Source organism: Mycobacterium paraseoulense (genome assembly GCF_010731655.1).
Taxonomy (GTDB): Bacteria; Actinomycetota; Actinomycetes; order Mycobacteriales; family Mycobacteriaceae; genus Mycobacterium; species Mycobacterium paraseoulense.
In genome coordinates this window covers 4803266-4816842 of sequence record NZ_AP022619.1, presented here as the reverse complement: position 1 = coordinate 4816842, position 13577 = coordinate 4803266, and the positions used below count along the sequence as shown (strand labels likewise).

General features: G+C 71.5%; 13 protein-coding genes. 4 read left to right on the top strand and 9 right to left on the bottom strand.

The window, feature by feature from the left end; all coding sequences use genetic code 11:
• Nucleotides 1-233 precede the first annotated feature (233 nt).
• Genes G6N51_RS22425 through G6N51_RS22415 form a run of 3 tightly spaced genes read right to left on the bottom strand, consistent with a single transcriptional unit; the run spans nt 234 to nt 3218 of the window.
• A complete protein-coding gene (locus G6N51_RS22425) occupies nt 234-896 on the bottom strand; it encodes a TIGR04282 family arsenosugar biosynthesis glycosyltransferase (RefSeq protein ID WP_083172225.1) in 663 nt (220 codons plus the stop codon).
• Nucleotides 893-1546 (bottom strand): glycosyltransferase family 2 protein, encoded by a 654-nt coding sequence (locus tag G6N51_RS22420; RefSeq protein ID WP_083172228.1) that lies wholly within the window; start codon nt 1544-1546, stop codon nt 893-895. Before G6N51_RS22420 ends, G6N51_RS22425 begins: the two co-directional genes overlap by 4 nt.
• 7 nt (nt 1547-1553) lie before the next feature.
• Entirely contained in the window at nt 1554-3218 is a 1665-nt protein-coding gene (locus tag G6N51_RS22415) for a hypothetical protein (RefSeq protein WP_083172230.1), read from the bottom strand.
• Nucleotides 3219-3466: 248 nt separating this feature from the next.
• Here G6N51_RS22415 and G6N51_RS22410 point away from each other — a divergent pair, with 248 nt between their 5' ends.
• On the top strand, nt 3467-5131 hold the full coding sequence (locus tag G6N51_RS22410; protein WP_083172233.1) for a DUF7937 domain-containing protein: 1665 nt from the start codon (nt 3467-3469) through the stop codon (nt 5129-5131).
• Between the two features lie 4 nt (nt 5132-5135).
• Here G6N51_RS22410 and G6N51_RS22405 read toward each other — a convergent pair whose 3' ends face one another.
• Entirely contained in the window at nt 5136-6164 is a 1029-nt protein-coding gene (locus G6N51_RS22405) for an NAD-dependent epimerase/dehydratase family protein (RefSeq protein WP_083172236.1), read from the bottom strand.
• On the bottom strand, nt 6161-6937 hold the full coding sequence (locus G6N51_RS22400) for an S-methyl-5'-thioadenosine phosphorylase (protein WP_232078453.1): 777 nt from the start codon (nt 6935-6937) through the stop codon (nt 6161-6163). The genes G6N51_RS22405 and G6N51_RS22400 overlap by 4 nt, the downstream gene beginning before the upstream one ends.
• Nucleotides 6938-7011: 74 nt before the next feature.
• Here G6N51_RS22400 and G6N51_RS22395 point away from each other — a divergent pair, with 74 nt between their 5' ends.
• Both G6N51_RS22395 and G6N51_RS22390 read left to right on the top strand, forming a co-directional pair.
• Nucleotides 7012-7884: a 1,4-dihydroxy-2-naphthoate polyprenyltransferase gene (locus tag G6N51_RS22395; RefSeq protein ID WP_083172241.1), complete on the top strand. Its 873-nt coding sequence runs from the start codon at nt 7012-7014 to the stop codon at nt 7882-7884.
• A gap of 166 nt (nt 7885-8050) precedes the next feature.
• Complete coding sequence (locus tag G6N51_RS22390) at nt 8051-9058, top strand: beta-ketoacyl-ACP synthase III (protein WP_083172244.1); 1008 nt, start codon at nt 8051-8053, stop codon at nt 9056-9058.
• On the opposite strand, the gene G6N51_RS22385 is transcribed toward G6N51_RS22390, so the two are convergent.
• A complete protein-coding gene (locus G6N51_RS22385) occupies nt 9059-9391 on the bottom strand; it encodes a DUF4229 domain-containing protein (RefSeq protein WP_142274994.1) in 333 nt (110 codons plus the stop codon). It abuts the gene before it with no gap.
• 84 nt (nt 9392-9475) lie between these two features.
• Between G6N51_RS22385 and G6N51_RS22380 the strand changes: the two genes are divergently transcribed.
• The gene (locus G6N51_RS22380) at nt 9476-9634 is read left to right on the top strand and encodes a hypothetical protein (RefSeq protein ID WP_142274984.1); all 159 of its coding nucleotides are present in this window, start codon (nt 9476-9478) and stop codon (nt 9632-9634) included.
• 9 nt (nt 9635-9643) lie between these two features.
• Here the strand turns inward: G6N51_RS22380 and G6N51_RS22375 are convergent, their stop codons facing one another.
• Genes G6N51_RS22375 through G6N51_RS22365 form a run of 3 tightly spaced genes read right to left on the bottom strand, consistent with a single transcriptional unit; the run spans nt 9644 to nt 13543 of the window.
• Nucleotides 9644-10945, bottom strand: coding sequence for a MinD/ParA family ATP-binding protein (locus G6N51_RS22375; protein ID WP_083172461.1), 1302 nt, complete (start codon nt 10943-10945; stop codon nt 9644-9646).
• A 43-nt stretch (nt 10946-10988) separates the two neighbouring features.
• Nucleotides 10989-11966 (bottom strand): c-type cytochrome biogenesis protein CcsB, encoded by a 978-nt coding sequence (ccsB, locus tag G6N51_RS22370; RefSeq protein ID WP_083172248.1) that lies wholly within the window; start codon nt 11964-11966, stop codon nt 10989-10991.
• Nucleotides 11963-13543, bottom strand: a complete 1581-nt coding sequence (locus G6N51_RS22365) for a cytochrome c biogenesis protein ResB (RefSeq protein WP_083172251.1) — start codon at nt 13541-13543, stop codon at nt 11963-11965. The genes ccsB and G6N51_RS22365 overlap by 4 nt, the downstream gene beginning before the upstream one ends.
• Between the last annotated feature and the right edge of the window lie 34 nt (nt 13544-13577).

Sequence of the window (13577 nt, the reverse complement as noted above, 5' to 3'; positions counted from 1 at the left end):
TCGGCTCCATGTCCAACCCGTGCCCGGTGGATGTCCTGCCCGATACTTCTCCGCCTGTGCGCCCGTCCGGTAGAGGCCGGTGAGTTGTGAAATCACAACGCATCGTTGTGCGGGCCGGCGGAGACAGTCGTCACGCTTCGGACCGTCGCCGGAGCTCTCGACGTGGGTAAAATGTTTGCCGTACAATAGTTTTCAGAGGATGAAAAGGACGGGCGGGCGCGGTCCAAAGGCCGTCACAGCCCGGCCGCGCGGGTGAGCTTGGCGAAACGACTGGCCTGGGCGCACGCCTCGCGCACCGCGACCACGTCGTCGAGCACGTCGAAGTCGGCCAACCGTGGCGCCGGTGTGACGTCGATGTCGTTGTCGCGCAATGCTTTCAGGGTGAGCTCTCCGGTATCGGGCTGGGACATCGGGACGGTGCGCAGGCATTCGGCCATGGCGGGCGCCGTCACGCCGAGCACCCACCAACCGCCGTCGTGAGCCAACCCGAGCACGGCCGGCGCCTCCAGCAGCCGGCGTGCGCAATCCATCAGCAGCTCGGCGGTGACCTGCGGGGTGTCCATCCCGATCTGCAGCACCGGAAACCCGGCCGCGGCGTCGGCGTGGGCGTTGGCGAGCCGGTCCGCGAAGTCCTCGCCACGCTGCGGAATCACCGTGAAGGACCGTAGCCGTTGCCGGATCTCCCCGGCGCCGGCGGCGGCGTCGAGGTCGCCGGTCATGGCCACCACCCTCCTCGCCACCGGCGCGGCGGCCACCGCGTCCAGCGTGTCGAGCAGCGCGGCCGCGGCGATCTCGGCGGCGACGACGTCCCCGACGGTCGCGGCGAGCCTCGTCTTGGCCCGGCCCGGCTCCGGCGCCTTGGCGACCACCAGCAGCGTCACCGGCAGGACGCTCACGAGATCACCTTCCAGAAGTCGAAGATCGCGGTGACGCTTCCCCGCAGCGAGCCGCTGACCTTCGACCTGCCGCCCGTCCGCGGACCGTAGCTGACGTCGAGCTCGACCACGCGCCAGCCGGCGGCCGCGGCGCGGACCAGCAGCTCCAGCGGATAACCCGACCGCCTGTCGACGACGCCGAGGTTCAGCAGCGCGTCGCGGCGGGCCACCCGCATCGGCGCGATGTCGTGCACGGGCAGTCCGTGGCGGGTGCGCAGCCGCCAGCTCATCACCACGGTCCCGACCCGGGCGACCCAGGGCCAATGCAGTCCGGCCACCGGCCGGCGCCGCCCGATCACGAGATCCGCGCCCCGCTCGAGCTCGGCGACCAGCCGCGGCAGGTCGCCGGCGTTCATCGAGCCGTCGGCGTCGATGACCGCCACGATCGGGGTGGTGGCGGCCACCACGCCCGCGTGCACCGCCGAGCCGTAGCCGGCCCGCGGCTCGGCGACGACCTGGGCACCGTGCCGCCGCGCGACCCCGGCGGTGTCGTCGGTGCTGTTGTTGTCGACCACCAGCGCCCGATATCCCGCGGGGATGCCCGCCAGCACGCCCGGCAGCGACTCCTCTTCGTTGAGACAGGGCAGGACCACCGTGACGGCGTCGGGCATCGGCTTCTCAGAACCCGCGACGGGAACGCGGCTGCTGGGGGACGAGCGTCTCCTGCGAATGCGTCGGCGGTGCCACGGTGGTTTGGTGCGTGCTGGGCGGCGCCACGGTTGTCGGCGGTTGTGTCGAGGTGAACGGCGTCTTGGTGCTGGGCGGCGTCGTCGTGGTCACGGGCGGCGCTGTTGTGGTCGTCGGCTCTGTCGTGGTCGTCGGCTCGGTCGTGGTTGGGGTCGTGGTGGACGGCGTTGTCGTACTGGGCGTCGTCGCGGTCGTTGTCGTCGTCGGCGTCGTGGACGTCGGTGTCGTCGGCATCGTCGTGGTCGTCGGCGTCGTCGTGGTCGTCGGCGGGTTGTAGGGCGGCGTGGGGTAGCCCGGGTTCCATCCTGGGACCGGAACGATGATCGGCACCGGAACCGGGACGGCGGGGTTCGGATTGGGCACGAAGCCGGGATTGGCCGGCACCGGGGCGGCAGGCCCACCGGCGCCGGGCGCCGTACCCCGCGCTGGCAGAAGGCCATTGGCGTCTGGAATGACGCCGCCCTGGAAACCGGCATTGGGCTGGTCGGCCGGGGGCGGTGGCACCGGCGCCTGCTGCTGCGTCGGCAACAACGGCATGAACTTGCCGGGAGCCGCGTTCTGGTGCCCCACCACCGGCTGTTGACTCGCGGTGGGACGGACCGCAATCGCCACCGCCGCGGCCAGCGACGCGAATCCGATGACCGCGAAGGCGATGACGGCGTTGCCGAGGACCAAGGATCGGCGGCTGAGGCGCGACGGGATGGCCTCGGTCTCGTCGAAGTCGTCGTAGTCGGGACCGTAGTCCTCCAGTTCGGGGAGCGGCTCGCCCTCCTCGGTCATCGAGTACGCCAGCTGCGGCTCCTCCACGTCCGGGGGCGGCACGACCGTCGTCTCATCCCCGGTGAGCCCCCCCGCCGGCGCCATGGCCGTCTGGTCGCCGAGTCCCGGGGCCATGGCGGTCTCGTCCCCGGTCAGTCCGACGGCCGGCGCCATCGCGGTGGCATCCCCGGCCGGCAATGCCGTCTGCGCGGCGGCGACCATGGCCGCGCCGCGGGCGAGCGCGAAGGCGGGGTCGTCGGCGACCTGCACCCGCATGGTCGACGCATCCCGGATCTGGTCGGCAACCTGGGCCAGCTCGGGAGAAGCGCCCACCAGGTACACCTCGCCCGGGGCGTCCGGCCTGTCGCTGAGCTGGGCCATCATCGTGTTGAGCGTCGCGGTCGCGTCACCACCCGCGAGTGGCTCCCTGGCCAGCATGGTCGGCGGCGCGTTCTCGTCGTCGCCGGCACCGGGCACCGACAACGTCGCCGTCGCGCCGTCCATCACCAGGGCCGCGCCCGGCCGGCCGGCCGCGCGCATCAGGGCGGCCAGCGCCTGCGACTCCGGGAGCACGGCAACGTTGTAAACGCCGGACTGCTCCAGCGCCTGCCGCAGCTGTCCGGCCAGCGGATCGTCGCTCCAGCACACCCGGGTGCCGACCAGCCGGTGGTTCTCGTCCGCCAGGAGCCGATTGGTGCCGACCACGGTCTCGGTGAGTTTCCCGACCGGGTTGTCCTCCAGGTCGACGACGGACTGGTCGATCACGTCGGCGCCCGGCCCGACGAGCGCCAAGCGGGCAACGGGGCCCGTGACCGCGACCCCCAACACGACGTCCATCCCGGTTCTCCTTCGGCTGGTCACCCCACGACCAGCAATGTCCCGGCATCATTACACTTGCGATACCGTTGGCAGTATCCGTTATTCGGGCGAAGGTTTGCCCATAGCGCAGCGTAACCAGCTTCACGGACTACAGGACGGGCGCCGCGGAATCCGCCGCCGCGTCCGAACGGAGAACATGTTCGCAAGCGAGCAGTGCGACCGACTCGGCGGCGTGTTGACCCGCCGCGTGATTTCCGGGGGGCAGGGTGCACCAGAGCAGTGACGACGCGCCCACCGGACCCATCGGCGGCCAGGCGCAGCAAACCACTCGCATCATCGCGCCCGTGGCGAGCGGCCCGGCCGCGACGGGGAGTGCGACGCGGCGGCGGCACGTCCTCGGCGACCTGACCGCGGTCGCTCTGCTCATCGTCGCCATCTTCCTGCCGTGGAATCTGTACTTCGGCGTCGGGATTCCCGGCAGCAACCCGGCGCTCTTCGCGGTGCTGATCGCCGCGACCGTGCTGTCCGTCATCGCCGTCGCCGCCGCCGGTTCCTGGCGGTCCTCCGGCGCGCGGTTCAACCCCGCGATGGCGGGCCGGCTCCGCCTGGCGCTCAACATCCCCTATGCGCTGCTGGTGCTGGCGTTCGTGGGATTCGACGCGTTCGAGACCGTCCGGTTCGGGGGCACGGTGAACGTGCCCGGCGGTGTGGGGCCGGGGGCGTGGGTGGGGATCGCCGGCTCACTGCTGAGTGCGCAAGCGGTGGCCGCCGGCGCCCGTTCGGGACCGGTTCCCGAGGGCGACGAGTACGCCGGCTGGCTGAGGTCGGCCCGGCTCATCGGCTTCGCGTCGATGGTGTTGGCGGTGCTCAGTTTTGGCTTCAACCTGTATTGGCGGGTGCGCTACGCGCTGCAGAACACCGGCGGCGCCGCCGCGTTCGGCAAGCAGAACGTCGCGGTCATCGTGACGGCGGTGGTGTACGGGGTGGTGGCGCTGATCGCCGTGCTGGTCGCCGCCAGATGGTTGCTGCGCGGCACCCGGGCCGCTCGGCTGGCCACCGTCGCCCTCGGCGCGTCGACGCTGGTGGCCGGGATCGGAGTGTGGAGCCTGCCGCTGGGTCGCGACGTCGACGCGTTCCACGGCATCGCGCAGAACACCTCGACCGCCGGGGTCGGGTTCGAGGGCTATCTGGCGTGGGCGGCGGCGGCGGCGATGTTCACGCCCGGGACGCTGTTCGGTCACCGGAACACGACCGGGGCCGAGGAGGGCGCCTGGCGGGTGGCGGCCCGAAACGGCTTGCTGCTCATCGCCGTCTGGGGTCTGGGCTCGATGCTGATGAGATTCACCGATCTCTTCGTGGCGGTGAGCCTGGACTACCCGTTCTCCCGGTACGACAGCGTGGTGCTGGCCGCGTTCGATCTGATCACCGCCGTCCTCGCGATCTGGCTGCGCGTGAACCTGGGCAACGCCGCCCGCTCCGCGCGGCTGATCTCGTCGCTGTGCGGGTTGGTCGCCACGCTGAGCGTCGCCCGCGTCGTCGTGGGCGTGGTGCTGGCGCCGCGGTTCGCGGACTCGCCCAATTCCCCTGCGCGGCACCCGGTTTACGGCAACAATCTCGCCCAGCAGATCACCAGCACCTTCGACGTGACGCTGTGCGGGCTGGCGCTGTGCATCCTGGGGGCGGCCATCGTCACCGGGCAGCTGCGCGGCCGGCGCTTGCGCCGCCGCCGCGCGGCGCGTCGGCCCGCCGCCCAGGCGGCCGGCGCCCCCGCCGCGCCCAGGCCGCGCGTCCCGGTGGGCCACACCGCCGCGCCGTCGGCCGCGTCGACCACCCGGATCAGCACCGGTCCGCGGATCTTCCGCGGCGACGACTCCGCGACGCGCCAGATACCCGTCCGGAAGCCCAAGATCTACCGGCCGCCGCAGGGGTAGACCCTCAGCGAAGGGGGGCGAACGCGAAGTCGCGGAGCCCCTCGGCCGGGTCGACGGCCGCCCGGAAACCCAACACGTCGGCCGCCCGCGACGGGTCGGCGACGATGTGGCGCACGTCGCCGCTGCGGTACTGGCCGGTGATCACCGGCGACAGCGAACCGCCCCGCGCGTCGCACAGCGCGCCGGCCACCTGCAGGATCGACACGGGCCGGCCCGAACAGACGTTGACCGCCGTGAAGCCGTCCGTGTGCTGGACGGCCGCGAGGTTGGCGGCGGCCACGTCGTCGACGTGGACGAAGTCGCGCATCTGACCGCCGTCCTCGAAAACCCTTGGCGGCTCGCCCTTTTCAATCGACGAACGGAAGATTGCCGCCACCCCGGAGTATGGGGTGTCGCGCGGCATTCCCGGACCGTAGACGTTGTGATAGCGCAGCGCCACCACCGAACCGCCCGTGGCCTCCGACCACGCCAGCGCGTAATGCTCCTGCGCGGTCTTGCTGGCCGCGTACAGGCTGCGGGGCCGCAGCGCCGCGTCCTCGTCGACGAGGCGCCACGTGAGTTCCTCGCCGCCGACCGGGCAGCGGTGCTCGAAGAGCCCGGCGTCGAGGTCTTCGCGCCGCCGCGGCAGCGGGTCGACGAGCCCGTGTTGCCCGCAGTGGTAGCGGCCCTGCCCGTACACCACCATCGACGACGCCAGCACCAGGCGGCGCACGCCGGCGGCGAACATCTGCGCCAGCAGCACGGTGGTGGCGAAGTCGTTGTGGCCGCCGTAGGCGGGGGCGTCGGCGGCGTCCACGCCCGCCCCGACCATCGCCGCCTGATGGCAGACCAGGTCCACCCCGTCCAGCAGGGGCGCCAGCGCGTCGGCGTCGCGGACGTCGACGCGGTGACATCCCTGCGGCAGCACCGGGTTCGGGCCGTGCGCGGCAGGCAGCAACGCGTCGACGCCGACCACGTCGTGCCCCGCCGCCCGCAGCGCCGCGTTTACCCGCGAACCGATGAAGCCCGCCGCCCCGGTGAGCAACACCCTCATGGCAACTCGACGGGCAGCGTGACGCCGGTGTGCGGCAGGCAGTGGGTGCAGTCGCGTTCGCCGGCGACGCGGCCGATGGCCTCGCGCACCAGCTCTTTGAACGGACCGATGTTCTTCTCGAATTCGGCGAACACCTCGACCGTCGTCACGCCCTCCCCGGTGCTGACGCCGGCGTCCAGGTCGGTGACCAAAGCAACTGCCGCGTAGCACATTTCGAGTTCCCGGGCGAGCACCGCCTCCGGATATCCGGTCATGTTGACCAGCGAGAACCCGGCGGAAGCGAACCATTGGCTTTCCGCGCGCGTGGAAAACCGCGGCCCCTGGATGACCACCATGGTGCCGCCGTCGACCACGCCGGGCAGGCCGGTGACGGTGGCGCGCAGGGTGGGGCAGTACGGGTCGGCGAAGTCGACGTGAATGCCGCCGGTGTCGAAGTACGTGTCGGGGCGGCCGCTGGTGCGATCGACCAGCTGATCGGGCACCACGATGGCGCCGGGACCGTTCTCGGGTTTGAGGCTGCCGACGGCGCACGGGCCGAAGATGCGGCGCACCCCGAGCTTGCGCAACGCCCACATGTTGGCCCGGTAGGGCACCGTGTGCGCCGAGAATTGGTGAGTGGCCCCGTGCCGGGGCAGGAACGCGACCTCGTGCCCCCCGACGGCGCCGATCGTCAGCGGGGCGCTGGGCGGGCCGTACGGGGTGTCGACGTCGACGGCGCGGGTGTCGGAGTCGAAGAAGCTGTAGAAGCCGCTGCCGCCGATGACTCCGAGCATCCGCCCATTGTGGTGCATGGCCCCTGCCCGATTGCGGGTGCGGGGGCGCGGCCGGCTCCTGGCAGGATGCGTGGGTGGCCAGTTTCGGGCAGTGGATCTCGGGTGCGCGGCCGCGGACGCTGCCCAACGCGGTGGCGCCGGTGGTCGCGGGCACCGGCGCGGCGGCGTGGCTGGGATCGGCGGTGTGGTGGAAGGCGCTGCTGGCGCTGGCCGTGGCGCTCGCGCTGACCGTCGGGGTCAACTACGCCAACGATTACTCCGACGGCATCCGCGGCACCGACGACGACCGGGCCGGCCCGGTGCGCCTGGTGGGTTCGCGGCTGGCCACCCCCCGGTCGGTGCTGGCGGCCGCCGTGGCGAGCCTGGCGACCGGGGCGGCCGCCGGCGTGGCGCTCGCGCTGGTCAGCGCGCCGTGGCTGATCGCGGTGGGCGCGGTGTGTATCGCCGGCGCGTGGCTGTACACGGGCGGCGCAAAACCCTACGGCTACGCCGGTCTCGGCGAGGTCGCGGTGTTCGTGTTCTTCGGCCTGGTGGCCGTGCTGGGCACCGAGTACACCCAGGCGCTGCGGGTGGACTGGGTCGGGCTGGCGCTGGCGGTGTCGATCGGCGCCCTGTCGTCGTCGGTGCTGGTGGCCAACAACCTGCGTGACATTCCCACCGACGAGCGGTCGGGGAAGATCACCCTGGCGGTGCGGCTGGGCGACGCCCGCACCCGCGTCCTGTATCAGGCGCTGCTGGCGACCGCCGGGGTGTCGACCCTGGTGCTGATGGCGGCCACACCGTGGTGCGCGGTGGGATTGGTGGCCACGCCGCTGGCGCTGCGCGCGGCGGGTCCGGTGCGGTCGGGGCGCGGCGGCCCGGAGCTGATTCCCGTGCTGCGCGATACCGGCCTGGCGATGGTCGCCTGGGCGATCGCGGTGGCCGCCGCCCTGGCGCTGGCCGGCTGATCGAGGGTGACACCGACGGCGTTGACTGTGCGCCGACGGCGGGGTTTGTCGGCGTGTCGCCGCCGTGGATGCACACTCGAGTGCAATAGCGGGGCCGGATCCGATAACAATGAGGGACCGGCGTCGGGACGACGACCGTTTCACGAGCACCGATCGGGGACAGGCAATGAAGCAGATCGCCGCGACCAGTGGGCCGACGAACATCGGGTTGCTCAGCGTCGGGGCGTATCGCCCCGAGCGCGTGGTCACCAACGACGAGATATGCGAGAACATCGAGTCCTCCGACGAGTGGATCTTCTCGCGGACCGGGATCAAGACCCGCCGATTCGCCGCCCGCGACGAGTCCGCCGCGTCGATGGCCACCGAGGCGGGGCGGGAGGCGATCGCCAAGGCCGGGCTGACGCCGTCGGACGTCGACTGCGTGATCGTCGCGACCAGCACGCATTTCCTGCAGACCCCGGCCTGCGCCCCGGCGGTCGCCGCGGCGCTGGGCGCCACCGGCGTGCCCGCGTTCGACGTCTCGGCGGGGTGCGCGGGCTTCGGCTACGCGCTCGGTGTCGCGGCCGACATGATCCGCGGCGGGACCGCCGCCAAGGTGCTGGTGCTCGGTTCGGAGAAGCTGTCCCCCACGGTGGACATGCAGGACCGCACCAACTGCTTCATCTTCGCCGACGGTGCGGCCGGGGTCGTCGTGGGCGAGACGCCCGATCAGGGCATCGGTCCGACCGTCTGGGGCAGTGATGGCGAACAGGCTCTGGCGATCCGCCAGGACATCGACTGGATCGACTACATGGACGCCCCCACGGGCCCCCGCCCGTTCCTGCGGCTGGAGGGAAGCGCGGTGTTCCGGTGGGCGGCGTTCGAGATGGGCAAGGTCGGCCGGCAGGCGATGGACGCGGCGGGTGTGCGGCCCGACGAGATAGACGTGTTCGTGCCGCACCAGGCCAACAGCCGCATCAACGAGGTCCTGGCCAAGGGCCTGGAGTTGCGGCCGGACGCCGTCGTCGCCAACGACATCGAGCACACCGGGAACACCTCGGCCGCGTCCATTCCCCTGGCGATGGCCGAACTGCTGGCCACCGGCGCGTCCAAGCCGGGCGACCTGGCCCTGCTGATCGGCTACGGCGCGGGCCTCAGCTATGCCGCGCAGGTCGTCCGGATGCCCACCTACTGATCACGCACCGTCGCTCGGCTCGTCGGGCGGCGGTTCGCCGTGCAACCGCGCCCGCAGCTGGTCGCGGTCGCGGCGCCGGCGTTCCCCCGCGATGGCCAGCGACGCGGTAGCGCGCCGGCGCAGCGGGCCGAACAGCCAGATGCCCAGGGGCATCGCGATGATCAGGGCGAACAACGCGGCGACGGCGATCGGGAACTCGCTGACCCCGATCAGGCGGGCCACCCCGTAGATCGCGGCCGCCAGCGCCACCGCCAGCAGCAACCGCGCGACCGCGTAGAGCGAAACGTCGACGACCGCCCGATGGCGGGCGCCCCGGGCCGGGCCGTCGTCCACCCGGTCCCCAGTGCTGTTGTCGCCGGTTCCTTCTGACACAGGGAGAGCCTACGACGCAGGTATATTCGTCAAAGGAGGTGTTGAGTGCTCTACCTGCTGCTGGTCCTGATGTTGGGGACGCTGATCTACGTTGGCTGGCGCACGGCGCGGTCGCAAATCAACCGGCCGAAGACGCGCGTTATCGGGCCCGACGATGATCCAGAGTTCTTGCGGCGGTTAGGTCACGGGGACAACCCCCGTTAACGGCTCGCGCTACGCGACTCCGGGGTTGCGCTGATCGCCCGGGAATCCACCGGCGACGATGGCCGCCAGCTCGGTCAGCGCCTCGCGGGTCGACCGCTTGAGCCGATCCAAGTCGATTTCCGCACCCTCTTCGAGGTGCGGGTCGAACGGCACCACCTGGACCGCGCGGCACCGCCGCGAGAAGTGGTCGACCACCTTGTTCATGTCGACCTTGCCCGTGCGCGACCGCACCCCGTTGATGACCGCGACCGAATTGCGGACCATCTCCTCGTGGCCGTGCGCGTCCAGCCAGTCCAGCGTCGCCGACGCGCTGCGCGCCCCGTCGATGGATCCGGAGCTGACCACGACGAGTACGTCGGCCTTCTCCAGCACCGAGGACATCACCGAGTGCAGCAGTCCCGGCCCGCAGTCGGTGAGCACCAGGCCGTAGAACCGCTCCAGGACGTCCAGGACCCGGGTGTAGTCGTCGGCGCTGAACGCCTCCGAGATGGCCGGATCGGTTTCCGAGGCCAGCACTTCCAGCCCGCTGGGGCCCTTCGAGGTGTAGCGGCGGACGTCGCTGTAGCGCTCGATGGTCCCGGCGTCGTGCAGCAGCTGACGCACCGTCGCCGCCGTCTCCAGCGGGATCTTCTGGCTCAGGGTGCCGCGGTCGGGGTTGGCGTCGACCGCGACCACCCGGTCACCGCGAATGGAGGCGAACGTGGCGCCCATGGTCGCGGCGATGGTCGTCTTGCCGACGCCCCCCTTGAGTGAGATGAGCGCGATCCGGTAGCAGCCGCGCAGCGGCCGGTTCACCTGCGCCACCAGGTTGTTGTAGCGGGCGGCCCGCGGGCTCTCCCCGAGGTTGATCAGGTGGCCGGACAGGTCGTAGAGCAGCCGGCGCCAGCCCTCCGACGGCGGCGGCTTGACCGGCCGCAGCAACATGCCGGTGGACAGCTCCGGGTACGGCGTGTGCGGCAGGGGCTCGGGCCGCGGCGGGGCTTGCGCGGGCGGCGCCTCGGTCGGGCCGGTGTAGTAGGCGCCGTAGGCGGTCGGGTCGACCCGCGGGATACCGGTCACCGGGGTGGAATCCCACGGCGGCATTCCCGCCGGCCTGGCCAGGGTGGGTGGCGCGGACTCGCGCCGCTCGGGACCGGGGACCCGCCCCTGGGTGCGGAATCCGGCGAAGGCGCGGGTGGGCGCTTCGCTGCCTTCGGCCGGCGATTCGTCAGCGTCGTGCGCCGGCGACGGCGATGCGGGCGGCCCCTGCGGAGGCAACTGCGTGGTCGGGTGATCGGGCGCCCCCACGCCGGTCTGTGGATGGTCGGACACGTGCACTCCCCCTTGTCGTCTTACCTGGGTCGGTCGCTGGCGGTCACCCCACGCCCGCATATGAATGCAGGCCCACGGTGACCAGGTTAACGAAGAACAGGTTGAAGACCATGGCCACGAACCCCGCGACGTTGATCCAGGCCGCCTTCCTGTCCCGCCACCCCGCCGTCGACCTGGCGTGCAGGTAGGCGGCGTAGATCACCCATGCGACGAACGACACGGTCTCCTTGGGGTCCCAGCCCCAGTACCGGCCCCAGGCCTCCTCGGCCCAGATCGCGCCGAAGATGACCCCGAAGCCGAACACGGGGAAGGCGAAGATCGTGGTCCGGTAGGCGACGCGGTCCAGCGTCTGCGCGTCGGGGAACCGCCGCACGATGCGGGCCAACGCGCCGCCGGCGTCCTCGTCACCCAGTCGGGAGGTGCGCAGCAGGAAGAGGATGCTGGCGATGCCGGCGACCATGAACACCCCGGAACCCAGGCTGACCACCGAAACGTGGATCGGCAGCCAATAGGACTGCAGTGCGGGCATCACCGGGGCGGCGTTGGTGTAGAGCCAGCGCCCGGAGACGGTGAGCAGGATGAGCACCGGCACCAGCAGGAAAACCCACAGCGGGCGGTATTGCGGGCGGCGCAGCACGAGGGCGCCGGCGAGCAGCCCGCACATGCAGGTCAGGTTGATGAACTCGTACATGTTGCCCCACGGCGCCCGTAGGGTGGCCAGGCCGCGCAGCACGATGCAGGCGAGCAGCAGGCCGATGCCGAGGTAGACGACGGCCAGCCCGGCCCGCCCGACGCGCTCGTCGAACGGGCGCTGGGGGACCTCGTCCACGATGCCGGGGGTCAAGCTGTCCGAGGAGATCGCGCCGGCCAAGACTCGCTCGCGCTGGTCGACGCGGCGGCCACCGGCGTAGGCCAGCTCGAACGCGAGCAGCAGCAACGCGATGACGAGCGCCACGACGGCCGACGTGAACGCCCAGTCGGAGTACCGCGCCAAGCCGATGTTGACGTGCACCGTGTTCATTTGACGTCCACCTGAGAACTCCTTCTGGACGCGGGGGGCTCCGCCACACCGGGCCGGCCCAGACCGGTCAGCACCCGCTCGGTCAGCCGCTCGAACTCATCGCCCCACCCGGAGTTGTCGGTGCGCGCGAGGCCACCCAGTTCGACGTTCACCGTACCGGCCGCCTCGCCGCCGGCCTCAGCGAGCCTGACCCACACCCGGCGCCGGCGCACCAGCAGCGATACCAGCAGCCCGGCCATCATCGTGATGGCGAAGATCAGCACCCAGCTCTGCCCGGGGTCGTGGGAGACCTGCAGGTTGACGAACGGCACGGCGCCGTCGAAGCGGACGACGGTGCCCGCCGCCGGGCCCCGATCGATGCGGACTTCCTGACCCGCGCGCAGGTTGACGCGCTTCTCCCTGGTCAGCCGGCCCTGCTGGATCAGCCGGGGATCCAGCGTGAACAGCGATTGGGGCCGCCCGGTGTCCAGCCCGGTGTCGCCGCGGTAGATGTCGACGGCCACCGCGGGGGCGTTCAGGGCCGGGAAGCGCGACGACAACAGCGTGCCGTCGAGCTGCTCGGTGGGCGCGAGCAGGCCCTGGATCGCGATCTCGTGCTGGCGGCGCTCGGCGGCGCCTGCGTAGCTGCCGGCGGGCGGGTCGATGCGCACCACCCCGGACGAGAGCAGGGTCTGCGGGTTGTCGGGTCGCCATTGCACGGTCGACGTGCGCGTCTGCCCGTCCGGGAAGGTCACGGTGAAGGTGGGCGCGTAGCCGTGGCCCTGCAGGTAAACCCGGTCCCCGCCGACGCGCAGCGGGTGGTTGACCTCCAGCAGATAATGCCGCCAGCTGTTGGCCGCCAGGTCGTGCCCGGCCTGATAGTCGATGTCGGCGGCGAACGAGGTGGCCTGCCCCGAGGGCAGGTAGTGCGCCTGGAAGTCGTTGACGCGGACGCAGATGGGATTCAGCGACGTGCCGTCGACGGTGTTGCCCGCGCGGAACGAGTCGAACGCGGCCGGCGAGGCCGAGCAGAAACCCGGGCCGGAGTCGGCGATGACGATGACGTTGCCCTCGTAGCCGAACAGCTTGCCGACGGCCACCGCGACCAGCAGGCCAAGCAGCGAGAAGTGGAAGACGATGTTGCCGAATTCGCGCAGGTAACCCTTCTCGGCGGACACCTCGACGGCCTCGCCCTCGTGCCGGATGGCCGTCCGCCAGCCCCGCAGCCTGCCGGTGATCGTGTTGGCCAGCGCGTTCAGCTCGTCGGCCCCGGCTTGGATCTGCGCGCGGGCGTGCTTGGGCAGCCGGGCCAGGTTGCGCGGCGCGGCCACCGGGGTGGCGCGCAGGCTCCGCGCGTGCTCGATCATCCGCGGGGTCAGGCAGCCGACCAGCGAAACGAACAACAGCACGTAGATGGCGGTGAACCAGAAGCTGGAGAACACGTTGAACGCCTGCAGCCGATCCAGCCACGGCCCGATGACCGGGTGGGCCTTCAGGTAGTCGTCGACCTTGCCGGCGTTGAGGCTGCGCTGCGGCAGCAAGGCGCCGGGTATGGCGCCCAGCGCGAGCAGGAACAGCAGCACCAGCGCGGTGCCCATCGAGGTCAACGCGCGCCAGGTGTTGCGGCCCCAG